The 25,846-nt window shown below is 36.7% G+C and carries 23 protein-coding genes and 4 pseudogenes; 14 read left to right on the forward strand and 13 right to left on the reverse strand.

Translation table 11 applies throughout. The annotated features are described in order from the left end of the window. Positions 1-209 precede the first annotated feature (209 nt). On the forward strand, positions 210-1,034 hold the full coding sequence (locus ACXPAV_RS06170) for a glycerophosphodiester phosphodiesterase (RefSeq protein ID WP_458004368.1): 825 nt from the start codon (positions 210-212) through the stop codon (positions 1,032-1,034). Between the two features lie 122 nt (positions 1,035-1,156). On the opposite strand, the gene tilS is transcribed toward ACXPAV_RS06170, so the two are convergent. The 5 genes from tilS to pmbA all read right to left on the reverse strand — a co-directional run bounded on the left by tilS (position 1,157) and on the right by pmbA (position 6,934). Next, positions 1,157-2,443 carry a tRNA lysidine(34) synthetase TilS gene (tilS, locus tag ACXPAV_RS06175; protein WP_458004401.1) on the reverse strand — a complete coding sequence of 429 codons (1,287 nt, stop codon included), beginning with the start codon at positions 2,441-2,443 and terminating at the stop codon, positions 1,157-1,159. A 1-nt stretch (position 2,444) separates the two neighbouring features. After that, positions 2,445-3,308 (reverse strand): pyridoxal kinase PdxY, encoded by an 864-nt coding sequence (gene pdxY / locus ACXPAV_RS06180; RefSeq protein WP_039092000.1) that lies wholly within the window; start codon positions 3,306-3,308, stop codon positions 2,445-2,447. A gap of 30 nt (positions 3,309-3,338) precedes the next feature. After that, positions 3,339-4,292 carry an acetyl-CoA carboxylase carboxyl transferase subunit alpha gene (accA, locus tag ACXPAV_RS06185; protein ID WP_039156111.1) on the reverse strand — a complete coding sequence of 318 codons (954 nt, stop codon included), beginning with the start codon at positions 4,290-4,292 and terminating at the stop codon, positions 3,339-3,341. 83 nt (positions 4,293-4,375) lie between these two features. Then, on the reverse strand, positions 4,376-5,320 hold the full coding sequence (locus ACXPAV_RS06190; RefSeq protein ID WP_458002993.1) for a bile acid:sodium symporter family protein: 945 nt from the start codon (positions 5,318-5,320) through the stop codon (positions 4,376-4,378). 264 nt (positions 5,321-5,584) lie between these two features. Continuing rightward, a complete protein-coding gene (gene pmbA / locus ACXPAV_RS06195) occupies positions 5,585-6,934 on the reverse strand; it encodes a metalloprotease PmbA (protein WP_458002994.1) in 1,350 nt (449 codons plus the stop codon). Positions 6,935-7,025: 91 nt separating this feature from the next. Between pmbA and yjgA the strand changes: the two genes are divergently transcribed. From yjgA to ACXPAV_RS06215, 4 genes and pseudogenes are all read left to right on the forward strand, one after another. Then, a complete protein-coding gene (gene yjgA / locus ACXPAV_RS06200) occupies positions 7,026-7,562 on the forward strand; it encodes a ribosome biogenesis factor YjgA (RefSeq protein ID WP_458004402.1) in 537 nt (178 codons plus the stop codon). A gap of 113 nt (positions 7,563-7,675) precedes the next feature. Further along, positions 7,676-8,305 carry a superoxide dismutase [Mn] gene (gene sodA, locus ACXPAV_RS06205; RefSeq protein WP_458002995.1) on the forward strand — a complete coding sequence of 210 codons (630 nt, stop codon included), beginning with the start codon at positions 7,676-7,678 and terminating at the stop codon, positions 8,303-8,305. A gap of 100 nt (positions 8,306-8,405) precedes the next feature. Then, positions 8,406-8,699: pseudogene (locus ACXPAV_RS06210) on the forward strand (helix-turn-helix domain-containing protein); the annotation flags it as partial. A 17-nt stretch (positions 8,700-8,716) separates the two neighbouring features. After that, on the forward strand, positions 8,717-9,742 hold the full coding sequence (locus tag ACXPAV_RS06215; RefSeq protein WP_458002996.1) for an IS3 family transposase: 1,026 nt from the start codon (positions 8,717-8,719) through the stop codon (positions 9,740-9,742). Between the two features lie 93 nt (positions 9,743-9,835). On the opposite strand, the gene mpl is transcribed toward ACXPAV_RS06215, so the two are convergent. Then, positions 9,836-11,212: a UDP-N-acetylmuramate:L-alanyl-gamma-D-glutamyl-meso-diaminopimelate ligase gene (mpl, locus tag ACXPAV_RS06220; RefSeq protein ID WP_458002997.1), complete on the reverse strand. Its 1,377-nt coding sequence runs from the start codon at positions 11,210-11,212 to the stop codon at positions 9,836-9,838. A 168-nt stretch (positions 11,213-11,380) separates the two neighbouring features. Here mpl and ACXPAV_RS06225 point away from each other — a divergent pair, with 168 nt between their 5' ends. Then, the gene (locus ACXPAV_RS06225) at positions 11,381-11,890 is read left to right on the forward strand and encodes a hypothetical protein (protein WP_039171965.1); all 510 of its coding nucleotides are present in this window, start codon (positions 11,381-11,383) and stop codon (positions 11,888-11,890) included. Here the strand turns inward: ACXPAV_RS06225 and ACXPAV_RS06230 are convergent. Then, positions 11,887-12,690: a hypothetical protein gene (locus ACXPAV_RS06230; RefSeq protein WP_039171963.1), complete on the reverse strand. Its 804-nt coding sequence runs from the start codon at positions 12,688-12,690 to the stop codon at positions 11,887-11,889. The genes ACXPAV_RS06225 and ACXPAV_RS06230 overlap by 4 nt on opposite strands. A gap of 93 nt (positions 12,691-12,783) precedes the next feature. Between ACXPAV_RS06230 and gloA the strand changes: the two genes are divergently transcribed. From gloA to ACXPAV_RS06250, 4 genes and pseudogenes are all read left to right on the forward strand, one after another. Next, positions 12,784-13,194, forward strand: a complete 411-nt coding sequence (gloA, locus tag ACXPAV_RS06235) for a lactoylglutathione lyase (protein ID WP_065230467.1) — start codon at positions 12,784-12,786, stop codon at positions 13,192-13,194. 124 nt (positions 13,195-13,318) lie between these two features. Further along, complete coding sequence (gene rnt, locus ACXPAV_RS06240; RefSeq protein WP_419177516.1) at positions 13,319-13,942, forward strand: ribonuclease T; 624 nt, start codon at positions 13,319-13,321, stop codon at positions 13,940-13,942. Positions 13,943-14,021: 79 nt separating this feature from the next. Further along, on the forward strand, positions 14,022-15,380 hold the full coding sequence (locus tag ACXPAV_RS06245; protein WP_458002998.1) for a Na+/H+ antiporter family protein: 1,359 nt from the start codon (positions 14,022-14,024) through the stop codon (positions 15,378-15,380). Positions 15,381-15,694: 314 nt separating this feature from the next. Continuing rightward, positions 15,695-15,847 (forward strand): annotated as a pseudogene (locus ACXPAV_RS06250) (winged helix-turn-helix transcriptional regulator); the annotation flags it as partial. 70 nt (positions 15,848-15,917) lie between these two features. Here ACXPAV_RS06250 and ACXPAV_RS06255 read toward each other — a convergent pair. The 3 genes and pseudogenes from ACXPAV_RS06255 to ACXPAV_RS06265 all read right to left on the reverse strand — a co-directional run. Next, positions 15,918-16,256 (reverse strand): IS3 family transposase, encoded by a 339-nt coding sequence (locus ACXPAV_RS06255; RefSeq protein WP_080735399.1) that lies wholly within the window; start codon positions 16,254-16,256, stop codon positions 15,918-15,920. Positions 16,257-16,265: 9 nt separating this feature from the next. Then, a complete protein-coding gene (locus ACXPAV_RS06260) occupies positions 16,266-16,964 on the reverse strand; it encodes an IS3 family transposase (protein ID WP_458002999.1) in 699 nt (232 codons plus the stop codon). Further along, positions 16,961-17,254: pseudogene (locus ACXPAV_RS06265) on the reverse strand (helix-turn-helix domain-containing protein); the annotation flags it as partial. The gene ACXPAV_RS06260 and the pseudogene ACXPAV_RS06265, both read right to left, overlap by 4 nt. A 226-nt stretch (positions 17,255-17,480) precedes the next feature. On the opposite strand from ACXPAV_RS06265, the pseudogene ACXPAV_RS06270 reads away from it, so the two are divergent. The 4 genes and pseudogenes from ACXPAV_RS06270 to aphA all read left to right on the forward strand — a co-directional run bounded on the left by ACXPAV_RS06270 (position 17,481) and on the right by aphA (position 22,596). Then, positions 17,481-18,513 (forward strand): annotated as a pseudogene (locus ACXPAV_RS06270) (ABC transporter substrate-binding protein). Between the two features lie 234 nt (positions 18,514-18,747). Continuing rightward, positions 18,748-20,802, forward strand: coding sequence for an ABC transporter permease (locus ACXPAV_RS06275; RefSeq protein WP_458003000.1), 2,055 nt, complete (start codon positions 18,748-18,750; stop codon positions 20,800-20,802). Between the two features lie 14 nt (positions 20,803-20,816). Next, positions 20,817-21,875 carry a ferric ABC transporter ATP-binding protein gene (gene fbpC, locus ACXPAV_RS06280; RefSeq protein ID WP_458003001.1) on the forward strand — a complete coding sequence of 353 codons (1,059 nt, stop codon included), beginning with the start codon at positions 20,817-20,819 and terminating at the stop codon, positions 21,873-21,875. 13 nt (positions 21,876-21,888) lie between these two features. Then, positions 21,889-22,596 carry an acid phosphatase AphA gene (gene aphA, locus ACXPAV_RS06285; RefSeq protein WP_458003002.1) on the forward strand — a complete coding sequence of 236 codons (708 nt, stop codon included), beginning with the start codon at positions 21,889-21,891 and terminating at the stop codon, positions 22,594-22,596. On the opposite strand, the gene ACXPAV_RS06290 is transcribed toward aphA, so the two are convergent. From ACXPAV_RS06290 to ACXPAV_RS06300, 3 genes are all read right to left on the reverse strand, one after another. Continuing rightward, positions 22,593-23,132, reverse strand: a complete 540-nt coding sequence (locus ACXPAV_RS06290; RefSeq protein ID WP_458003003.1) for a uracil-DNA glycosylase — start codon at positions 23,130-23,132, stop codon at positions 22,593-22,595. The two genes, aphA and ACXPAV_RS06290, sit on opposite strands and share 4 nt — an antisense overlap. A 69-nt stretch (positions 23,133-23,201) precedes the next feature. Then, entirely contained in the window at positions 23,202-24,215 is a 1,014-nt protein-coding gene (hemB, locus tag ACXPAV_RS06295; RefSeq protein WP_039134373.1) for a porphobilinogen synthase, read from the reverse strand. Between the two features lie 121 nt (positions 24,216-24,336). Then, positions 24,337-25,785 (reverse strand): surface lipoprotein assembly modifier, encoded by a 1,449-nt coding sequence (locus ACXPAV_RS06300; protein ID WP_458003004.1) that lies wholly within the window; start codon positions 25,783-25,785, stop codon positions 24,337-24,339. Positions 25,786-25,846: the final 61 nt, after the last annotated feature.

Raw genomic sequence — 25,846 nt, forward strand, 5'->3', positions numbered from 1 at the left:
CCAGATTGATAATCTTACTCTAAACCAAATCTTCATTTTTACGCAATTAGAATTTAATAATTAAACTCTATTGAGTTCATTTTTGTGAATAAGATCACAAATTTTAGTAAAATAAACCAGTAATAATCGAATTTAATTTGCTAACACAAGCTATCAACTCTAAAATGAATTTAAAAATTAAATTGAAAATTAAAAAATAGGAGAGAAAAATGGCATTTGAGTTTAACGTAACAGAAAAAGGGCAGGTTTTGGCAAATAGTCATCGGGGTTATAGTGCAAAATATCCTGAAAATACAATGCCTGCGTTTGTCGGTGCGTTGGAGGCAGGCACGCACAGCATTGAGCTAGATATTGCGATGACGAAAGATGAAAAAATGGTGGTTATCCACGATTTTTCTATCGAACGCGTTTCTAACGGTGAAGGTTATGTGGAACAAATGACTCTTGCTGAGCTACAACGCTATGATTTTGGTGAAAAGTTCTCATCTGAATTCAAAGGTACGCACATTGTGGAATTAGAAACCGTGTTGAAATGGGCATTAGAAAATAATGTCGGCTTGATTGTAGAAGCCAAACAACGCCGCAACCATCAGCGTTTTGCCGAAGTGCTAGCGGAAATGTTGCAACGTACCAATACCGTAGATCAAATTTTATTATTGGGCTTCGATCACGTTTTAATTAATAAAGTTAAAGCATTATTACCAGCGTTGCGTTTGCAAGTGGTTACCCTCGCACGCTATAACGATCAGCTCAGTGCGGTGTTGGGATCAAACGCCAGCAGTGTTTGCGTGGAATACCACTATGTTGGCAAAGAAGATTTAATTGCTTACAAAAAAGCAGGGCTGTCAGTGAGAATGTATCTGCACGAATCCAAAGAAATCCCCGTGTTAGAAATGTACAATCAAAAATACGGCTATGATACCGAAAGCGAAATTATCCAATGGCTAAATGAAGGCTTGATCGATATGCTAAGCCACGATGATATTCCGTATCTTAAATCATTAATTGAAAAAGCGGGGAAAGTGCCTTATTAACCGTCATAAAATCTAACCTAAGCACTCTCTTAGGTTAAAGCTCAGAAGGTAAAAACCAATATATAATAACTGGCATTGTTTTCTTAAAAGAACAATCATTTTGTCTATTATGCACATTGAAATCAGGCAACAATAAAATAACCGACAGCTCCTTTCAGCTGTTCGTTGATAAAAATAAGTGGAATACGATTGCGTTGCCACGGTGGCACAGCAAGCATCTGCCATACTTTTTTAATGTCAGTATGTTTTGTATTAGCTTTAATTTTTACCGTTTTAGAATAGTGAAAACCGATAGTAATTTGGTATGGCGCTTTCGGTAACGGTAAAATTAATTGCTGTTGTTGCCACTCAAAATAAAGATAATGATGTTGTTGATAACAATACAACTCACCTAAATTATCTGGCAATATCACCGTTTCTCCAATTTGAATTGGCAACTTTATTGTGCGTAAATCTTGATAAATCGGCGTTAAATAGAGCTGTTGCTGATAACGCCGTACTACTTTTTGATTCAGCTGTAATTCCGGTTGACGATCATTTTTCGCTCCGACCACTTCATTCAGTAATACCTGCAACTGTTTTAGACTCGGCATTGGTTGTTGCAAATGTGCAAACCAATAACGTAATAAATAACGCTGTTTTGCCAAAGAATAGTCGTGAAATCCTTGCAAATTCAGACTATTATCTTCCATTAGGTGTTGTTGAAAAATAGAGTGTAGCAATTCTTCCAACAATTGCTCCTGTTCAGCACAATGTTGTGCAGAACGCACAATTGCTAAATCAATCGTTGCCCAGCGTTGTCGCAACAACGGCAAAACCTGATGACGTAAAAAGTTACGTTCATAGCGCAAGTCATCATTACTTTCATCAAAAATAGCATTTAAGTGATTTACCACTAAATATTGCTCCAATTGTCGCCGAGTAACACTTAGCAACGGGCGGAAGATCGGCACAGAAAAGAGCTGAGATAAGGTTGGCATTGCTGCTAAACCCTTTACCCCACTACCTCGTTTTAATGCCAATAAAAAAGTTTCACTTTGATCATCCAAATGATGAGCGGTAACCAACACTTCATTGTGATTGAGATGTTGTTGAATAGCTTGATAACGTGCCTGTCGTGCTTGAGCTTCAATATTACTGTGATCCTGAATTTGCACTTTTTCAAAACAGAATGAAACATTGAACTGTTGACAAAGTTGTCGACAATGATCTAGCCAATAATCGGAATTGTTGCTGATACCGTGATGAATATGGATAGCACGAAACTTCAAAGGCATTTGTTCCGAAAGTCTCACAAAAAGATGCAACAGAACTGTTGAATCAACACCTCCACTCAAACCAACTAAAAACGCCTTGTTTTGCAAGGCGTTTTGTTCTATCTGTTGTCTTAGTACAGTAATCAAATCCATATTAAGCAATTTTCACCGCTTGATATTGACTGGTCGGTGTTACAATCAAATTGCGAGCAGCAATAATCTGCAATTCATATTTACCTGCTTCTTTGGTAACCGTCATTACATCATTAACTGCATTGGCAGTATGCTCAAACGCTGCTACTTCCGATTTCCCATTTAATAAATTAGCAAGGAAAATTGCACTGGTCATATCTCCCACACCCACCGGATCACGCCCAACAAATTCGTGCAACGGACGGCTGATATGCCACATTCCCTGTTGTGTCGCCAACACCATTTCAAATTTATTCGGGTTCTGACCGACCCGACTGAGATGTTTCACCAATACCTTTTTTGGACCTTTAGCTAAAATAGCTTCTATTGCTTTTAATGCTTGAGTGAAATTCTCTACCGTTAAACCGCTTAATTCTCGTAACTCAACTAAATTTGGTGCAATAATATCCGCTTGGCTAATGGCATCTTTTACCAAAAATTCCGCCACCCCAGGTGCAACGACACAACCTTTATCTGGATGTCCCATCACCGGATCACAAAAATAGATAGCTTTCGGATTGGCTTTTTTGACAATATTAACAGTATTGAGTATTTCTTGTCCTTGCTCCGCTGCACCGATATAGCCAGACAATACCGCATCACATTCAGATAAAGCCCCGATATCAGAAATTCCTTGTGTAATTTCAGCAATCTGCTCCTTAGGAATTACCATTCCTTTCCAACGCTGATATTGCGTGTGATTAGAAAACTGCACTGTATTCAATGCCCACGCATCAACGCCGAGCAATTGCATTGGTAATACCGCCGCCTTATTACCGGCATAACCATAAACCACATGTGATTGAATTGATAAAACATTTTTCATTTCAATCTCTCCTTTTAATTCATTTTTATTTTAACAATAACCGTAACTCATCAAACGTTGATAACGGCGAGCAAGCAAAGCATCACTATCCAACACAGATAATTCCGCCAAATCAGCATTAAGTTGTGCTTTTAAATTTTGTGCCATCTGCTCTGGATGACGATGCGCACCACCTAATGGCTCTTCAACAATGCTGTCGATTAACTCCAATTTTTTAAGACGATCTGCCGTTAATCCCATTACTTCCGCTGCAGTAGAGGCTTTATCCGCTTTTTTCCAAAGAATAGAAGCACAACCTTCTGGTGAAATCACCGAATAGGTGCTGTATTGCAGCATATTGACTTTATCACCGACACCTATCGCCAATGCACCACCGGAACCACCTTCACCGATAACAGTACAAACAATTGGCACTTTTAACATTGACATCTCACGCAAATTACGGGCAATCGCTTCAGATTGACCACGCTCTTCCGCACCAACACCAGGATAAGCGCCCGGAGTATCAATAAAAGTGATAATAGGCATTTTGAAACGTTCCGCCATCTGCATTAAACGCAATGCTTTGCGGTAACCTTCCGGTGCCGGCATACCAAAATTACGCATTACTTTTTCTTTTACGGTACGCCCTTTTTGATGACCAATAACCATTACTGGACGATCATCCAAACGTGCAATACCGCCAACAATTGCTTTATCATCAGCAAAAGCGCGATCACCTGCCAATTCTTCAAATTCAGTAAAAATATGTTGAATGTAATCCAAAGTATATGGACGTTGCGGATGGCGCGCCATTTGAGAAACTTGCCACGCCGTTAAGTCGGCAAAAGTTTTTTTAGTCAGCTCTTCGCTTTTCTTTTTTAATCTTGTAATTTCTTCATCGAGATTGATTTTATCATCTTGTCCTGATACAGAACGAAGTGAATCAATCTTTGCCTCCAGTTCGGCAATAGGGAGTTCGAAATCTAAAAAATCTTGATTCATAGAGTTTCCTTTTGTCATTAGAGATAAACGGCATAAGAATGCCGTTTATTCTATGCTTTTTTTTATCAGTTTGCAGTGTTTTTCTATTTTGTTAACTTATCTTTATTATCTATATTCGCAAAAAAAGTGGCTAAAATCGGCCCGGAAATATTGTGCCAAAAACTAAATACGGCACTCGGCACTGCAGCAATCGGGTTGAAATAGGCAGTTGCCAATGCTGCACCTAAACCGGAATTCTGCATTCCCACTTCAATCGCCACCGCTTTGCTGTCTGCGAAATTTAACTTAAATAATTTTGCCACAAAAAAACCTAGCAGATAACCTAAACTGTTGTGTAACACCACCACAATAAAAATTAAGAACCCTGATTCAATAATTTTGTCTTTGCTGACTGCCACCACAGCTGCCAGAATCAATACAATCGCAATCACCGACACCAATGGAGTGCAAGTACCTAATTTCACCATCTGTTTAGTCAATAACGTTCTTGCCACCACACCTAAAAATACTGGGAATAAAACGATTTTTAACACAGAAATAAACATCGCATAGGCATCAATATCAAGCCATTGACTCGCTAGCACATAGAAAACTACCGGTGTTAAGAATGGTGCCAATAAAGTAGAAACTGAAGTACAAGCAACGGAAAGCGCTGTGTTACCCTTCGCCAAATAGGTCATTACATTAGAAGAAGTTCCGCCCGGACAAGCCCCAACCAAAATAATACCGACCGCTAAATCCGCCGGTAAATTGAAACCTTTTGCCAAGGCAAAAGCAATCAAAGGCATAATCACAAATTGTGATACCACACCGATTACTACGGCTTTTGGATGTTTCACCACTTCACTGAAATCATTAACCGTCAAAGTGATACCCATACCAAACATTACGATACCTAATAAATAAGGGACATAGACAATCAATGATGAAAAATGGCTTGGAAATTGATAGGCTAAAAAAGCAAAAAGTAGAACCCAAAGAGAAAATGTTTTGCCTGCAAATTGGCTAATTTTTTGTAGTGTCTGCATAAATTTTATCCTAAATACAATTTTTAGTTGTTAAGTTTGAATGAAAGTTTATAAATTTACCCTTCTATTGAAAATTTTCAATCGTTTTATCCGTTCATTCAAAAAAATAAAGGTGAGAATTCCTTTCTCACCTTTATTTATTACTACAAATTTACTTTCTACTCTACTTTTACTACCCGGACTGCACTTGCAATGCTGACCTGAAAATCATCATATCAGATAAAAATATCAAGTCAATAGGAATTATTCTCATTTACTAAATTCTTATTCACCGGAGATTTTCATCTGTTCAATCAAAATTGAACCGGTACGAATATTAGAGCGCAACTCAACATCATCACCCACTGCAACAATTTGTTTAAACATCTGCGGTAAACTACCAGCAATCGTAATTTCAGAAACTGGAAATTTAATCTCACCATTTTCCACCCAGAAACCGGATGCACCACGAGAATAATCACCACTCACTAAATTTACACCTTGTCCCATTAATTCTGTCACCAATACTCCTGTTCCCATCTGTTTAAGCAATGCCTCCAGTCCTCCCTCACTATTCGCTTTAACCAACCAGTTATGAATACCTCCGGCGTGTCCAGTTGTCTGCATTCCCAATTTTTTGGCACTGTAAGAGGTTAAAAGGTAGGTTTGTAAGACACCATCAACAATAATATTATGATCGCGCGTTTTCACTCCTTCACTATCAAACGGTGTTGAAGCTAATTGGGATAAAAGGTGTGGACGTTCTATAATTTCAAACCAATCCGGCAAAATTTTCTCGCCCAATTTATCCAAGAGAAAAGAGGATTTTCGATATAGTGCACCACCACTGATAGCTGAGGCCAAATGTCCAATAACCCCAGTAGCAACATCATTGAGAAAAACAACAGGCACATTTAATGTACTAAGTTTTTGAGGATTTAATCTTGACAATGTTTTTTGAGCGCAATGTTCTCCAACCCAACTTGCCGTTGCTAACTCATTGAATTTTCGTGAAATAGTATATTCATAATCACGTTCTAAATGATCATTTTCAGAAGCAATTACGCTACAAGAAAGTGAGTAGCGCGATGAAGGGTAACTATTCAATACTCCATATGTATTGCCATAAACTCGAATTCCTTCACTAGAATTAAAACTACCACCTTCACTATTGATAATTCTCTTATCATAATTTAGTGCTATTTTTTCTGTCTCTAATGCCAATGCCACTGCCTGATCCACACTAATATTTGCCGGATGATAAAGCTGTAAATCCGGTGGATTAAATTCCATCAACTCTTTTGGCGCTAATCCAGCACTAGGATCTTCCGATGTATATTTTGCAATGGACAATGCCGATTCAACAGTCCGCTTAATCGCCTGCTCTGATAGATCCGATGTAGAGGCATTTCCCTTTTTATTACCAATATAAACGGAAATTCCCATTGCCCCATCATTGTTAAACTCTAAATTTTCAATCTCACTTAGCCGAGTAGAAACGCTTAATCCACTCACTTTTGTCACTCCCACTTCTGCATCTGCCCCTGCTTTTTCTGCCAAAGATAATGCATAAGCGACCGCTTCTTTTAATACTGTTTGTTGTTGTTCTATATCTTGTTTTTTTATCTGTTCCATTTTTGTTCACTCTAATCATTCTGATTTGATTTTCGGAATTTTAGCCAACTTCTGCTACAATGGCGAATTATTTTACTACCAATAGGAAACGATTATGCGACATAGAAATAAAGATATTGAATGGCAGCAAGAAGAAGATGAAGAAGAGATTATCTGGGTAAGCAAAAGCGAAATAAAACGTGATGCTGAAGACTTAAAAAAAATGGGAGAAAAAATTGTTGCATTATCGGATAGTGCTTTGAGTCAGATTCCATTGGATGAACAACTTACCGATGCTGTTAATTTAGCAAGAAAATTGACACGTGAAAGTTATCGTCGTCAAATCCAATTTATTGGGAAATTATTACGTCAACGAGATATTGAGCCATTACAAGTTGCTTTAGATAAACTCGAGAATAAACATAACCAACAACAGATTCTATTACATAAAATTGAAGCTTATCGCGAAGCATTATTGAAAAACGGAGATGAAACGATTAACCAGCTTTTGAATGATTATCCCACATTGGAACGCCAAAAATTACGTACTTTAATTCGGAATGCACTGAAAGAAAAAGAAAAAAATGCACCGCCTAAATCTTATCGAGAAATCTATCAATATCTAAAAGCACATATTTTGGATGTATAGGTTTATGTTATCGGAAATAGAGGTGCTTTCTTTCAAAAAATTTGTTACACTTCTCCCTGATTTAATACTGATGATACTTTTTATTAATATTTTTAACAAAAAAGGATGAAATTATGGCTTACACATTACCTGAATTAGGTTACGCTTACGATGCATTAGAACCACATTTCGATGCATTAACTATGGAAATTCACTATTCAAAACATCACCAAGCTTATGTCAATAATGCCAATGCATTACTTGAAGGTTTATCTGAAGAATTAAAAGCAATGTGTCCAGGAAAACTTTCTGCAAACTTAGATAAAGTACCGGCAGAAAAACGTACCGGTTTACGCAACAATGCTGGTGGACATTTTAACCATTCCCTTTTCTGGAAATCATTGAAAAAAGGCACTACTTTACAAGGAAAATTAAAAGAAGCAATTGAACGTGATTTCGGTTCTGTTGACGCTTTCAAAGCAGAATTTGAAAAAGCTGCTGCAACTCGTTTTGGTTCAGGCTGGGCGTGGTTGGTATTAAAAGACGGTAAATTATCTGTCGTTTCTACTGCAAACCAAGATAATCCATTGATGGGTAAAGAAATTGCTGGTTGCGAAGGTTTCCCTCTTGTTGGTCTTGATGTTTGGGAACACGCTTATTATTTGAAATTCCAAAACCGTCGTCCGGACTACATTAAAGAATTCTGGAATGTTATTAACTGGGATTTCGTTGCTCAACGTTACGAAGAACATTTAGCAAAATAATTTTAAAAAATTTGATTACATATTTGAAATAAAGCCGCATCCATGATCTGCACCCCAAAAGTTGGACTTATTATCCAACAGACAAAGGTGCAGATTTTTTATGACTAAATATAACCAAACATTTAAACAACAAGTGGTAGATTTCTACTTTCAACACGAGGAAAGTCTTTCTTTAACCTGTCGTACATTTACCGTGTCTAAACGCACATTAAGGCGTTGGATTGCCCAATATCAACATTCAGGTATAAAGGGCTTAGCCGTGCTGCATACCAAACGAACCTATACTCCAGAGTTTAAATATCACGTCATACAAACGATTCAAAACAGAGACATGACAGCTGACCAAGCCTGTTTACAGTTTGGAATTGCTAATTCGGGTGCTATTAGCCAATGGTTGAAAAGCTTTCAACAATGCGGTATAGAAGGATTACACTCAAAACCCAAAGGACGACCTGCGATGAAAAAAACACGCTATGCCAAAATACCACCGCCACCGAAAACAGAAGAAGAACGCTTACGCTTAAGAATTCTAGAATTAGAAACGGAGAATGCTTACCTAAAAAAGTGTCAGCAATTAGACCGAGAAAAAATGAGGAAAAAGCCAACGCCGTCCAAGAATTAAGACCAGACTATCCGTTAGACTTACTGTTACGGTATGCCAACTTAGCCAGAAGTACTTTCTTTTATCATTTACATGGTAAAGATAAGATTAGGGATGACAACGCTTCATTATGTGCCCAAATTCTTGCTATCAAACAACAGAATCCACATTATGGCTATCGCCGAGTCACCAAACAATTAGGCGAGGGGATCAACCATAAACGGGTACAACGATTAATCCAAGTGATGGGATTGCAGGTAAAAGGGAAAAGACAACGTAAATATTATTCTTATCGTGGGGAAGTGGGTAACATCGCCCCGAATCACTTACAACGAGACTTCCACGCCACCGTTCCGCACCAGAAATGGTTGACCGATATTACCGAGTTTAAGGTGAAAGGCGATAAACTCTATTTTTCCCCGATATTGGATTGCTATAACAATGAATTGATTGCTTATCAATGTAGTCGTCATCCAGATGGTAGATTAGTAAAACAGATGGTGTTACAAGCGATTGCTCGGTTAGCTGAGGGGGACTCCCCGATATTACATTCAGACCAAGGTATTCAGTATCAAATGGCAAGTTATCAACAGTTATTAGCTGAGCATCATATTGTGCAGAGTATGTCAAGGAAAGGCAATTGTTTAGATAATGCCGCGATGGAGAGTTTCTTTGGTCGGATGAAAGTGGAATGTTTTTATGGCAAAACTTTCGAAAGCATTGAAGAACTTGAATCTGTTATCAAAGAATATGTTCGTTATTACAATGAGGAAAGAATACAATTAAAATTAAATGGACTGAGCCCTGTTCAATACAGAATTCAGTCCTTAAAATAACAGTCTAACTTTTCGGGGTCAGATCACCACTGCGGCTTTTTTCATTTAATCCAACTTTTGAATACAAATCTTATTTTCAACCTTTTTGAGCGACTACTGTTCTGCCTTTTCTCTCAATTTCTGCAATATTTTTTGATGTATTTCGCCAAAGCTGCCATTACTCATCACTAAAATATGATCCGTAGGCTGGGCTTCTTCGACAATTTTATCAACCAATAAATCAATATCTGCCGTCCAAACAGCCGGCTGAATACACTGGTTAGCAATATCAACCACTTGCCACGGCAAATTTTCGGGTTGCAATAGAAAAACATAATCAGCCCTCACTAAAGCAGGTGCAAGTTCTCCTGTATGAACGCCCATTTTCATTGTATTAGAACGAGGTTCCAGCACTGCTAAAATACGAACACCGCCACCAACTTTATCCCTTAATGCAGTTAATGTTGCAGAAATTTCCACCGGATGATGTGCAAAATCATCATAAACAGTAATTCTGTTCACTTCACCCTTCACTTCTAAACGACGGTTAGCATTCACAAAAGTAGCAAGAGCTTTACAAGATTGTTCTATACTAACACCTACGTGGTAAGCTGCTGCAATCGCCATTAAAGCATTAAACATATTATGCTGTCCGATAATATTCCACTCTACTTCTGCTATTTTTTGTTGTTGATGATAAACCTCAAATTTCGTGCAGTCATTATGCAAACGTTTTGCAAACCATTCTTTATTTTCGCCTATAAACTGCTGTTCACTCCAGCACCCCATCGCCAATGTCTCTTTCACACTGATCTCATCAGCAAAAGATAAAATACGCCCTTTCGATGGAATAGTTCTAATCATATGGTGAAATTGACGTTGAATAACCTTCAGATCATCAAAAATATCAGCGTGATCAAATCCAATATTATTAATAATCAATGTCTTAGGATTATAGTGGATAAATTTAGAACGCTTATCAAAAAAAGCTGTATCGTATTCATCAGCTTCAATCACAAAAAATGGCGATTTACCTAAACGCGCGGAAATACCGAAATTTCCTGAAATACCACCAATTAAAAATCCAGGTTGCAATCCGGCTTGATCTAAAATCCACGCTAACATTCCTGTCGTTGTAGTTTTACCGTGTGTTCCAGAAACAGCCAATACCCAACGATCTCTAAGCAAATTGTCGTGCAACCATTGCGGACCTGACATATATGGTAAATTATTGTCTAAGACATATTCCACACAAGGATTACCACGTTTCATCGCATTACCAATAATGACAAGATCGGGTGCCGGTTTTAATTGTTCAACATCATAGTTCGGAATAATGTCAATGCCACTTTTTTGTAAAAAAACACTCATCGGTGGATAAACATTGACATCTGAACCGGTAACTTTATAGCCAAGTTCTCGTGCAATCATTGCCAATCCGCCCATAAACGTGCCACAAATCCCCAAAATATGAATATGTTTCTGTTTCATTATATATCCTACTTTACCTACTTTTATTTTAATTAAACATTCCTTTTAATTGAACTGTAAATAATATTATCTAAGTTCTATTTCAGCTCTTGCTCTAAATTTGCGTAATATTTAGCTAACTGTTATCATTCCGCAATATATAAATAAACGACTATTTAGGATCAAGATATGAATAGTAAATTTCAAATCACTTCTATCAGTATTCTAACCCCTATCTTTGCGTTTATTCTAGCAATTTTTATCATCATTTTCAGTACTCAAGCACTTGCCGAAGTACCTCCTAATTCATTTACTAATAAACCGTTTGATTCTTATCGACTTGTTGACATACAGGTTATTTCACAAAATATCCAAAAACAAGATAACGGAAAATTAATGTTTTCAACAACTTATCTTATTAAAAATAAATCTTCACAAAATATAAAAAAATTGACTTGGTATGCTGTTTTTATTTTTAATAATCGTATTATTGATAATCGCCTTTCTCATATTAATTTTAAACAATTCAATATTCTTAAGCCCAACCAACAATATTATCTGATTGCATTTACTCCTGAAGATGAAATGCCTACTTTCAGTAAAGAGTTATTTACCAGTGACAGTTCTGATATTAAGGTTAAGCCGATTATTAAATCAATTGTTTTTGATGACGGCTCAACCTCTATAAAACATAATTAAAACAATAAGATCGGAGAAAACGCAGATAATAAAATCATTATTAACAACAACCAATAATAGGCTTTTTCTTTGCGTATTATTGGGTAAGCCCAACCAGCTAATAATAGTAAATGACAGATAAAATAAAAAGAAAGATGTAGGATATTCCGGTCAATCTTTACACCATCGATATAAATAATCGCTATTGCAACTAAAGCAAATATACTACTGGCAACCAAAGCAATTAATACAAAATAAGGCAAAATTTCAATTAGTCCATTTAATCTGTTATGAGAAACTAACAGCCCCCAATAAGCCAATGTTATACCTAAGACAACTTGCAATAATGGATTAAATGTTAAACTGGTCTGTAATTCAAATAAAAATAGTGGAATTAACGCTAAAATCAAACCAATGATTCCAATCACTACACCTAACCATAGTATCGCACGTCGTAACTGCTCTTCTTTGGGCTGTTGCCAAGTAGTTAAAGTGAAAGCAAGACCGCAGCAATAAGCCAATCTAATCGGCAAATAAACCTGCACTTGGAAACAAGTTACCAATAGCCATCCTCCCCAAAAGATTAAGAAATAGAGGTTCCATCGACTTAACCTTGAACGCTGTCCATTGCATATTTCTCCTTTAATAAAAATTAACTGAGAGATCATTTGAGCTACTAACACCGCAATTAATAGATGAGAAATAATGGACTCCCCTACCGGTTTTTCCATTAATAAGAAAAAATCAGCTAATGCAAGTATAAAGATAGGTAAAATCGATAAACCTATAACTTTAATTTTTGACTCTTCTTGATTTGACATATTTAAATAACCTTTACAAAATTTTGTGATTTACATCGCATATTATGGCATAATCACTCGGTTTTTTCTTTAAATTAATCTTTCGGAGGAAATATGCGTTTATTACATACTATGCTTCGCGTTGGTGATCTTGAACGTTCTATCAAATTCTATACCGAAGTTTTAGGAATGCGCGTTTTACGTCGCAGTGAAAACCCTGAATATAAATATTCCCTTGCATTCATCGGTTATGACGATGAAGATAAAACGGCTGTAATCGAATTAACTTATAATTGGGGCGTGAGTCAGTACGATTTAGGATCCGCTTTCGGTCATATTGCTATCGGTGTTGATGATATTTCTGCAACTTGTGAATCAGTGAAAGCAGCCGGAGGTAAAGTAACACGTGAACCGGGTCCGGTAAAAGGTGGAACAACCGTAATTGCATTCATTGAAGATCCTGATGGTTACAAAATCGAATTTATTGAAAATAAAAGTGCGAAAGACGGTTTAGGTAATCATTAATTTTCTTTAATTACACTATGTTTTGCTCACTCCTCTTTTTCGAGGAGTGAGTCATTTTTAAAGGTAACATAATTTGGATACTACGCTTTCTCAAACTTCGGAAAATAACGCAACAGAAAACAGTATAAATTATCAGCTACTAAAACATCGTTTCCGCGGTTATTACCCTGTTATTGTGGATGTTGAAACCTCCGGTTTAAATGCGCAAACGGATGGACTACTTGAATTAGCCGCCATCACTGTAAAAATGGATGAGCAAGGATTATTGCATCCCGATGAAAAATGCCACTTTCAAATTAAACTTTTTGATGGCGCAAATGTTGATCAGAACTCATTAAAAATTAACGGCATTAATCCCGATGATCCACAAAGAGATGCGGTTGATGAACTCACCGCATTAACCGGATTTTTTCAAATGGTTAGGCGCGGTCAAAAAGCAGCGGAATGCAAACGTTCAATATTGGTCGCCCATAATGCAATGTTTGATTACAATTTTTTAATGGCTGCCATTAATCGTACAGGCATCAAGCGCAATCCGTTTCACCCATTTTCAACCTTTGACACCGCCACCTTGGCTGGATTTATGTTTGGGCAGACTGTTCTTCGTACAGCCTGTGACAATGCAGGAATTCCATTTGAACCAAGCAAAGCCCATTCAGCACTTTATGATACTGAAAAAACAGCAGAATTATTCTGCTTAATGGTGAATAAATTAAAACAAGCTAATATTTTTCCACCACAACTTTGAGATGTAAAAATTTCTTGATAAATGGTTAAATTTTAGTAAATTATGGAACTTCTCATAATCAACTTAAGGAACACAACATATGTTATTCAGCAATGAAGTTGTTATCTCCATTCTCGTGTTGCTTGCACTGAGTTTGATGCGTATCAACGTTGTAATTGCCCTAATTATTTCTGCACTTACTGCAGGATTAGTTGGAGGTTTGGATCTGAACAAAACCGTTTCAGTTTTTACTGATGGTTTAGGTGGGGGCGCTTCAGTCGCAATGAATTATGCTATTTTAGGTGCCTTTGCTGTTGCCATTTCTAAATCAGGAATCACAGATTTACTCGCTTACAAAGTGATTGTTCGTTTAGGTCATACACCTAGCCATAAAACACTATTTTGGTTTAAATACTTTTTACTTGCCGTGTTATTGGCATTTTCTGTCTCTTCACAAAACCTTTTGCCGGTACATATTGCTTTTATTCCTATTGTTGTACCACCATTACTCAGTATTTTTAATAAATTAAAACTGGATCGCCGAGCCGTAGCCTGTATTTTGACTTTCGGTTTAACTGCAACTTATATGTTGTTACCTGTCGGCTTCGGAAAAATCTTTATTGAAAATATTCTTGTCAAAAATATCAATGAGGCAGGCGCACAATTCGGACTGCAAACTTCTACTGCGCAAGTGTCGCTAGCGATGTTGATTCCGGTTATTGGAATGATTTTAGGATTGTTGACCGCCATTTTCATCACCTACCGTAAACCTAGAGAATATATTGTTCACGGCAGTGAACCTACCTCTGAGGATTTACAACATCGTATCGCTAACATTAAACCATTTCATATCTGGATTAGTATTATTTCCATTGTTGTTGCATTTACCTTACAACTATTCACTGACTCCACTATTGTTGGTGGTCTAGTTGGTTTAATTATATTTGCCTTAGGTGGTATTTTTAAACTGAAAGAAAGCAATGATATTTTCCAACAAGGCTTACGTTTAATGGCGATGATAGGTTTTGTAATGATTGCAGCCTCCGGCTTTGCCAAAGTAATCAATGAAACCGGAGGAGTGACTGAATTAGTACAAACTTTCAGTAGCACCATTGGTTCTGATAACAAAGGGCTTGCCGTATTTTTAATGTTATTGATCGGGCTATTTATCACAATGGGTATCGGCTCATCATTCTCTACTGTTCCAATCATTACATCAATTTATGTGCCATTATGTGTTAGTTTCGGTTTTTCGCCCTTAGCTACCGCTGCAATTGTTGGTGTATCTGCTGCGTTAGGCGATGCTGGATCACCAGCTTCTGATTCAACATTGGGTCCAACATCCGGTTTGAATATGGATGGAAAACACGATCATATTTGGGATTCAGTCGTACCAACATTCATTCACTACAACATTCCGTTGTTAATTTTCGGTTGGATTGCGGCAATGACTTTGTAATATCGTACAATAAAAAATATTGAAAAAGGCTGAATTGTGATCTGCACCCCTAAAGTTGGACTTATTATCCAACATATAAAGGTGCAGATTTTTTATGACCAAATACAGTCACACATTTAAACAACAAGTTGTAAATTTCTACTAATCCTTATAACTTCAATCTAATATTTCAGCATCATCAGCTGTGAATGAATCAAGAGAGTGTTCTTTTACTTGGATACATACATAAGTGATTGGTATATCATTTCCTGCAAAAAATTGTCTTCTAGTAGCCGGCGAAATCCGTAACCAATCACTTTCAAAGGCAGTTATGTAATGATGGAATTGTCTTTAGAAAAGATTATCAAACAAATCCACCAAAAGTGGAATATGGGCTAACTACTTTAGGCAAAGAGTTACTTCAAGTTTTAAAATCTATGGAACAGTTCGGTATTTATTACAAGTTTGTTACAGATAAATTAGAATAATCACAAGAACAATGCATCGGCGATTAATGCAAAAGCTTCATTATTGATCTGACCCCGAAAAGTTAGACTGTTATTTTAAGGACTGAATTCTGTATTGAACAGGGCTCAGTCCATTTAATTTTAATTGTATTCTTTCCTCATTGTAATAACGAACATATTCTTTGATAACAGATTCAAGTTCTTCAATGCTTTCGAAAGTTTTGCCATAAAAACATTCCACTTTCATCCGACCAAAGAAACTCTCCATCGCGGCATTATCTAAACAATTGCCTTTCCTTGACATACTCTGCACAATATTGTGCTCAGCTAATAACTGTTGATAACTTGCCATTTGATACTGAATACCTTGGTCTGAATGTAATATCGGGGAGTCCCCCTCAGCTAACCGAGCAATCGCTTGTAACACCATCTGTTTTACTCATCTACCATCTGGATGACGACTACATTGGTAAGCAATCAATTCATTGTTATAGCAATCCAATATCGGAGAAAAATAGAGTTTATCGCCCTTCACCTTAAACTCAGTAATATCGGTCAACCATTTCTGGTGCGGAACGGTGGCGTGGAAGTCTCGTTGTAAGTGATTCGGGGCGATGTTACCCACTTCCCCACGATAAGAATAATATTTACGTTGTCTTTTCTCTTTTACCTGCAATCCCATCACTTGGATTAATCGTTGTACCCGTTTATGGTTGATCCCCTCGCCTAATTGTTTGGTGACTCGGCGATAGCCATAATGTGGATTCTGTTGTTTGATAGCAAGAATTTGGGCGCATAATGAAGCGTTGTTATCCTTAGTCTTATCTTTACCATGTAAATGATAAAAGAAAGTACTTCTGGCTAAGTTGGCATACCGTAACAGTAAGTCTAACGGATAGTCTGCTCTTAATTCTTGGACGGCGTTGGCTTTTTCCTCATTTTTTCTCGGTCTAATTGCTGACACTTTTTTAGGTAGGCATTCTCCGTTTCTAATTCTAGAATTCTTAAGCGTAAGCGTTCTTCTTCTGTTTTCGGTGGCGGTGGTATTTTGGCATAGCGTGTTTTTTTCATCGCAGGTCGTCCTTTGGGTTTTGAGTGTAATCCTTCTATACCGCATTGTTGAAAGCTTTTCAACCATTGGCTAATAGCACCCGAATTAGCAATTCCAAACTGTAAACAGGCTTGGTCAGCTGTCATGTCTCTGTTTTGAATCGTTTGTATGACGTGATATTTAAACTCTGGAGTATAGGTTCGTTTGGTATGCAGCACGGCTAAGCCCTTTATACCTGAATGTTGATATTGGGCAATCCAACGCCTTAATGTGCGTTTAGACACGGTAAATGTACGACAGGTTAAAGAAAGACTTTCCTCGTGTTGAAAGTAGAAATCTACCACTTGTTGTTTAAATGTTTGGTTATATTTAGTCATAAAAAATCTGCACCTTTGTCTGTTGGATAATAAGTCCAACTTTTGGGGTGCAGATCATATCGTTGTTTTCTTTCTAAACAAAATTATATCTATCAGAAAAATAAACTTACTTATTCGCTCATATTTTTCATCAAATAAGTTTACTTTTGTGAATTCGCTCACATTTCCAGATAAAAGTTTTTCATATAATAACGAACAAATTTTTCATTATAGAAGGATTATAGCTATAAATTTATCAACTTCATTAAAACTTTCTACATTAGCCATTAGTACCATTTTATTAGCTTCTACAGCTCAAGCATCCGGACGTTTAGTCATTTACTGCAGTACAACCAATGAATTATGTGAAACTGAAACACAAGCATTCTCAAAAAATATGATGTTAAAACTTCATTCATTCGTAACGGCTCCGGTAGCACTTTTGCTAAAGTTGAAGCGGAAAAAAATAACCCTCAAGCTGATGTTTGGTATGGAGGTACTTTCGATCCTCAATCCCAAGCTGGGGAATTAGGTTTATTAGAACCTTATCAATCAGCAAACTTGTCGCAAATTATCGAAAAATTCCGAAATCCAGGCAAAGTCAAAGGAAATCTATCCTCTGCCATTTATATGGGAATTTTAGGATTTGGTGTTAACACTGACCGTTTAGCAAAATTAGGTATTAAAGAAACACCAAAATGTTGGAGTGATTTGTTAGATCCGCGCTTAAAAGGCGAAATTCAAATTGCAGATCCTCAAAGCTCTGGCACAGCTTATACTGCTATTGCTACATTTGTACAATTATGGGGTGAACCGAAAGCATTCGAATATTTTAAGTCTTTAGATAAAAATATTTCACAATACACTAAATCTGGTATTACACCATCACGTAACGCCGCACGTGGTGAAGCCACTATCGGTATCGGCTTCTTACATGATTATGCATTGGAAAAAGAGAAAGGCGCACCGCTTGCCTTAGTCGTTCCTTGTGAAGGTACAGGTTATGAACTTGGTGGCGTAAGTATCTTAAAAGGCGCAAGAAACCTAGATAATGCCAAACTTTTCGTTGATTGGGCGTTATCTAAAGAAGGTCAGGAACTTGCGTGGAAAAAAGTCAGGCTTTACAGACTTTAACTAACACTACCGCAGAACAATCTCCTAATGCATTTGATCCGACAAAACTTAAATTAATCAATTATGATTTTGAAAAATTCGGCTCAAGTGATGAAAGAAAACGTTTAATCAACAAATGGGTCAATGACGTCAAATTAAGCAAATAATAAAACAAAAAAATAGCTATGGGGAATTTATTTCTCATAGCTATTTGCTTTTTATAATTTATTCTCCTATCTTTTGGGAGTATATTTTTATTTTGTAGGGTTGTATGTTTCAATTCTCAGAAAGACCATAAAGCATTGCTCTATGAATCGCCCTGATGAGAGCTTAAACCTCTCCTAAATTAAATGTATCCTACCGCCGAAAATGATGAGGTTTCAACCACTAAGGAATTTTTGATGGACTCAACAAAATTTTCAATAAATACTACTACGACCTGGATTTTGATTAGCTTTCTTGCATTTGCGATTCTGCCATCATTTGCTTTGGATTATGGCTTGCTAGAATCAACTACTGATGAATTTTTAGCCGCAATGGGATGGCACTCGTTTAATCTAAGTTGGTTTTGGTTTTTCTCTTTGGCTATTTTCTGGTTCTCCCCTCATCTTGGGTTATCTCAAGAAAAGAAAGCAAAATTTGAATTAGTTGCGGTTTGTATTATCGCTTTATTTACTTTTATTTCCGCCAATATTTATCACTTGAGCTTAGGTTATGCTGTTATCGTACAAATTATTACGCTAACTGCTATCGCTACTAATGCCTTAGCTAAGCTCAAAATTATGCAAGGCGATAAATTTATTATTGCTTCGCTGCTTGCCATTATCTTATTAATTTTCTTTTTTATTGTTTATCCAACTTTAACCATCTTCATTTCAATGTTTTATGATGGCAATGAATTTAATCCAAGCCAATTTATCCAAATTATCACTCAATCTTATATTTTGCGTGTAATCCTCAATTCGGTATGGTTATCTGCATTTGTCGGCTTTATTTCTACCGTTTTTGGCTTGGCTTTTGCGCTTTATACTACCAGAATAGCCAAACGTACTGCCTTTATCGGCAAAATTTTCTCTATTTTGCCTATTGTCACACCCCCATTTGTTGTCGGTTTAGGAGTAACTTTGATGTTAGGGCGCTCTGGGTATTTAACTGAATTTTTAGCACAACACTTTGGCTTTACTAACACAAACTGGCTTTATGGCTTCAACGGTATCGCTATAGCACAGATTTTAGCGTTTACGCCACTTGCTTTTATGATTTTGGAAGGATCATTAAAATCAGCACATCCGTCCATTGAAGAAGCCTCTTACACATTAAGAGCTAATCGTTATCAAACCTTCTTTCAAGTTATTTTTCCATTATTAAAACCGGCTCTTGCTAATGCGTTTTTGTTGGTTTTTATCCAATCTTTAGCAGATTTCAGTAACCCATTAGTATTGGGAGGCAGTTTCGATGTTATCGCCACTCAAATTTATTTCTATATTGCTGGTTCACAACTTGATTATGCTTCCGCCAGTACATTAGGCACAATTCTATTATTGTTCTCACTTGGTATTTTTATTGTGCAATATATTTGGATAGGAAATCGCTCTTATGTTACCGTTTCTGGTAAATCTTATCGTGGTGATGTACAGGATTTACCTACCGGATTAAAAAATGCCATTATTGCCTTATTAGCAATTTGGATTATTTTTAATGCCACACTTTACGGCAGTATTTTTTACGGTAGCTTCACTGTCAATTGGGGTGTTAATTACACTTTAACCTTTGGAAATTATGCCTCTCTATTCGGTCAAGGATTTAGTGACGGTGCGTGGCCATCTCTAATCAACACTATTATTTATGCCGGTATTGCTGCTCCACTTACTGCACTATTCGGCTTATTAATCGCCTATATTGTGGTGCGTAAAGAGTTCACCGGTAAAAAAACATTAGAGTTTTTAACTATGCTCTGTTTTGCCGTACCAGGAACCGTTGCCGGAGTATCTTACATTTTAGCCTTTAATGATGCTCCGCTCTATATCACCGGTACCGGTGTTATCATTATTATCTCAATGGTAATGAGGGATTTACCGATTGGGATGCGTGCCGCTATTGCCGGTTTAGGGCAGTTGGATAAATCATTAGATGAAGCTTCACTTTCTTTAAAAGGAAATTCGTGGAAAACATTAATTTATGTCACTTTGCCATTGCTTAAACCTGCACTACTTTCCGCATTAATTACCAGTTTCGTTCGGGCAATGACCACTGTAAGTGCGATTGTATTCTTGGTAACTGCCGATACTCGTGTAGCCACTGCCTATATTTTAAACCGTGTAGAAGATGGTGAATACGGTATTGCAATCGCTTATGGTTCATTGCTGATTGTAGTGATGATGGCAATTATTTTATTCTTTGACTGGATGGTCGGTGATACTCGAATTTCCCGTTCAAAAGCAAAACAAATGAATTAAATTGAGGTTGTTTTATGAATAACGATAATAACTTTCTTGTCTTAAAAAATGTGACAAAACGCTTTGGTAAATCTGTTGTGATCGATGATCTCAGTTTAACCATTAAACGTGGCACAATGACCACACTGCTCGGGCCTTCGGGTTGCGGCAAAACCACCATTCTACGCTTGGTTTCCGGTTTGGAACGCCCGACCAGCGGACAAATCTTTATTGATGGTGAAGATGTGACCAAATCTTCTATTCAAAGTCGCGATATTTGTATTGTGTTCCAATCTTATGCGCTATTTCCACATATGTCGATTGCCGATAATGTGGGTTACGGCTTGAAAATGTTAGGCGTTAATGCTGAAGAGCGTAAACAGCGTGTTGAAGAGGCATTGGAGTTGGTCGATCTTGCCGGTTTCGGTGATCGTTATGTCGATCAAATTTCCGGCGGACAACAACAACGGGTCGCCTTGGCGCGTGCTTTGGTATTAAAACCGAAAGTTTTACTTTTTGATGAGCCGTTAAGTAACCTTGATGCCAATTTACGCCGCAGTATGCGTGAAAAAATCCGCGAATTACAGCAAAAATTTAATATCACTTCGCTCTATGTGACGCACGATCAGAGTGAAGCCTTTGCTGTCTCCGATGAAGTGATTGTAATGAACAAAGGGAAAATTATGCAGAAAGCACCGGCAAAAGTGCTTTATCAACGACCAAATTCTCTGTTCTTAGCTAAATTTATGGGTGAAGCCAGTATCGTTGACAGCTATTTAGAAAATAATCAATTAAAGATTAATGGCTATCAATTAACGCTGGATCAAGCTCAAGAATTTAATGTCGACAATGGCGAATGTTTGGTCGGTATTCGCCCGGAAGCTATTCATCTATTAACACAAGGTTCGCCGCAAACCCGTTGTCAAATTAAATCAGCAGTTTATATGGGAAACCATTGGGAAATTGTGGTGCTATGGGGCAATAATGAATTATTAGTAAATTTAGCACCCGAACACTTCGAGGCAAATTGTCAAGAAGCCTATATCGAACTTGCCCCATCAGGAATATTTTTACTAAATAAATCAAACAATTAAGAAGGATATAACTATGCATAATTTGAAAAAATTAGCTCTCGTGGCTATTATTGCCGGTGTCGCCACTAATGTTTTTGCTGCCAAAACTGAACCTTATACTCAAGAAGGCACAAATGCACGTGAAATGTTACAGCAAGCACCAATTCATTGGGTTTCAATTGAGCAGATTAAAAAAAGTTTAGAAGGTAAACCGGCTATCAATGTCAGTTTCGATATTGATGATACCGTATTGTTTTCCAGCCCTTGTTTCTATTACGGACAACAAAAATATTCACCAAATGGTTTTGAATATTTAAAAAATCAAGATTTCTGGAATGAAGTTAATGCTGGCTGCGACAAATACTCAATTCCAAAAGAAGTAGCAAAAGCATTAATTAAGATGCATGAAGAACGAGGCGATAGCGTTTATTTTATTACTGGAAGAACAGCGGGTAAAACAGATGGAGTAACACCAATCTTACAAAAAGCATTAGGCGTTAAAAATATGCATTCTGTTGATTTTATGGGAGATCGTCCTCGTAATACTAAATACAACAAAACACCAGCTATTTTAGAACATAAAATCAGCATCCATTATGGCGACAGTGATGATGATATTTTAGCAGCAAAAGAAGCTGGTATTCGTGGTATCCGTATTATGCGTGCACCGAACTCCACCTACTTACCAATGCCTACTTTAGGCGGTTACGGTGAAGAAGTTTTGATTAACTCAAGCTACTAATCCAAATCATTCCAAACATCGCCCAATGTGAGAAAATCCTGTTTCAGCATTGGGCGCATTTTTCCATTATGCATTGCCGCTGCCGGATGATACATCGGCAATAATAAAAAACAGTGTTCATCCTGCATCAAGGTGTAAACTTGCCCGTGAACTTCACTGATTTTAAATTCTGGCAGAAATACAGACAACGCAATACGTCCGCACGGCACAATAATTTTGGGCTTAACCTTCTCAATTTCCGCACGTAGTAAGCTGTTAAATGCTGTAATTTCTTTCTTGTTAGGATTACGTTTTTCCGGTCTAAACTTAACCACATTGGTCAGATAAATATTCTCTCTGGTCAATCCAATAGAATCTAATAACTGATCAAAAAATTTACCACTCGTCCCAGCAAAAGGTCCTTTACTCAGCTCATCTTTCCCAGGAGCATCACCAATAAACATTATTTCAGCTTGAGAATTACCCCAAGCTGGAACCAATTGATATTGAAAGAATTGTTGTTGTAACTGTTCAAACTGTTGTTGAATTGTGTTCATAGCCTATTTCAAAAAAATACGGATTACATAAATGTAATCCGGAAATAAATAATGAATGAAGAATTATCCTTACTTTTCTTCCGCTAACCAAATAGCCACTTGTTTAGCGAAATAAGTCAAAATACCATCCGCTCCGGCACGTTTAAAGCAGAGCAATCCTTCTAAAATGCTCTCTTTTTCTTTTAACCACCCATTTTGAATTGCAGCCATCTGCATTGCATATTCTCCAGAAACTTGATAAGCGAAAGTAGGTACACCAAAGTGCTGTTTAACACGCCATAGTACATCAAGATAAGGCATTCCCGGTTTAACCATCACCATATCAGCCCCCTCCTGAATATCCAACCCAACTTCTTGCAATGCTTCATCGCTATTTGCAGGATCAAGTTGATATGTAAATTTATTACCACCTTTGATATTACTTGATGAACCGATTGCATCACGGAATGGTCCATAAAAACAAGAAGCATATTTTGCGGAATATGCCATAATCAAGGTATTAATAAAACCTTGTTGTTCAAACTGTTGACGAATTGCTCCAATACGTCCATCCATCATATCACTAGGTGCAACCACATCAGCTCCAACTTCAGCGTGGGAAAGCGCCTGTTTAACCAATACTTCAGTAGTAATATCATTCAAAACATAACCATTTTGATCAATAATTCCATCCTGACCGTGAGTAGTAAAAGGATCAAGTGCCACATCAGTCATTACCCCCAGCTCAGGATAAGCCTGTTTCAATGCACGTACGGTACGTTGAACTAAGCCATCCGGATTATAAGCCTCTTCCGCCATTAATGATTTTTTCTCTTGTGGCACAACTGGAAATAAAGCAACCATCGGTACACCATATTTCACTAATTCTGCTGCTTCAATCAATAATTGATCGATAGTCAGACGCTCCACACCCGGCATCGAAGGCACTGCTTCACGCTGATTTTCACCTTCAATCACAAATACTGGATAAATCAAATCATCGACACTTAATTTATTTTCCGCCATTAAACGACGACTGAAATCTTGTTTACGCATACGGCGCATACGACGTTCAGGAAATTGTGAAAAAATTTGTTGAGTCATTCATTAGCTCCTTTACTCATCAAAAATACTGTTAGGATAGCTATTATAATGAATTAACATTAGTGAATATATGCTTAAAATACGTTATCCTCTTTTTAAAGGCTGAGAATATCTTATTCTTTTAAAAATTTTTTTCAAAAACAATATTAAATTGTTTTTCCTGATAAGAATAAAGTGATGGAAAATTACTCTGTTGTTTCTTCCATATCAGCTGTAATTTAGGTGTAATACCAAACAAATGCCAATCACGTTTCCAAAGAGCAAAATAAGTATGATATATGTGATCTCTTCGATTTTTACCCAATGGAAACCGGTTAGCTAATTTGAATTGATCTTGATACTGTCTTTTACTAATAGAAAAATTCATATGTGAAGAAATGCCTTTTCCCCACTCTTGCCCCCAACCAAAACGTAAAGTATAACTATTATTGCTATACTGTTTGATTCTGGTATTTTCTTGCTCTAGATTAAATCCTATATGAAAAGTTTGTTGTGGATTTCTTATCCAAAATAATGTTGTCGAAAATAATTTATTTGCTCCATTTAAATAATCATAATCATTATAACGTTGCTTAACATACTCCAAAGCAGAAGAAATTTGCCAATTTATAGATAACCAGCGATTATATTCTGCACGTATTCCCGTTCCTTGTTGATAACGCTTATTCCCAATCCAACGCCTTTCATAAAGAGATAATAAACGCACACTCTGTTTTGAATTTTTATTTACATAACCTAAATAACTACGGTTATATGTATCATTATAATCACGATTATCCCAATAAAACTTACCAAACAAATTAGTTTCAAAAAAGAAATAGTGTGAATCTTTAATATTTTTCTCTTTTGCTAATATCAATGAATAAGCAATACCATGAGCAGATTGTGGCAACATTGAATCAGATTTCACAAATCCTGTTTGTTCAATATTACGATCAGAAGAGGCATCATTTACATTATTATCTTGTTCATAATTTGCAGAGAAACTAATTTGCCAAGCACTATTATCATCAATTAAACGTAAATATTGTTCTACCATTTTCGCCACTGCTATTGGTAAATTTTCATCAGATTTCACTTTTTCAAATTGTTGCTTTGCAGAACTAAGCTGCTTATCATTAAATAATGCTATTGCTAATGCAATTCTTGCAGGATTCATTTTAGGATTTATAGCTAACAGTTGTCGAAACTTTGCAATCGCTTGTGAATAATTTTGCTGTGATTCAGCTAAAGCACCTTCAGCAAATAAGATGAGTATTTTATCTTGTTGTTGATATTTCTGATAAATAGGCAATAACATCTTAATTATTTTAAAATGTCGATATATTACCGCTTGATATAACAATTTCTTTACTAAGATAGGATCTTTCTCCACATCTTTTAAAGAAATAGATATTTTACCTTGTATCACTTTAGCTATTTTATTGTCCAAGTGATCTAATGTTGCATTGAATACAGGTGAGTGTAGCTCTGTTTTATAAGTTTGAAGAGCAACATTATCACTTGCTGTTGCTATCGCAGAAAATGTGAATAAGCCACAGAAAATTAAAATTAATGTCTTGTAAATCATAAGAAAACAATAAGAAATTTAAATACTCTGCCTATTACGTTAATCTTTTTAATGATAAATA

This window comes from Gallibacterium sp. ZY190522 (assembly GCF_054166015.1).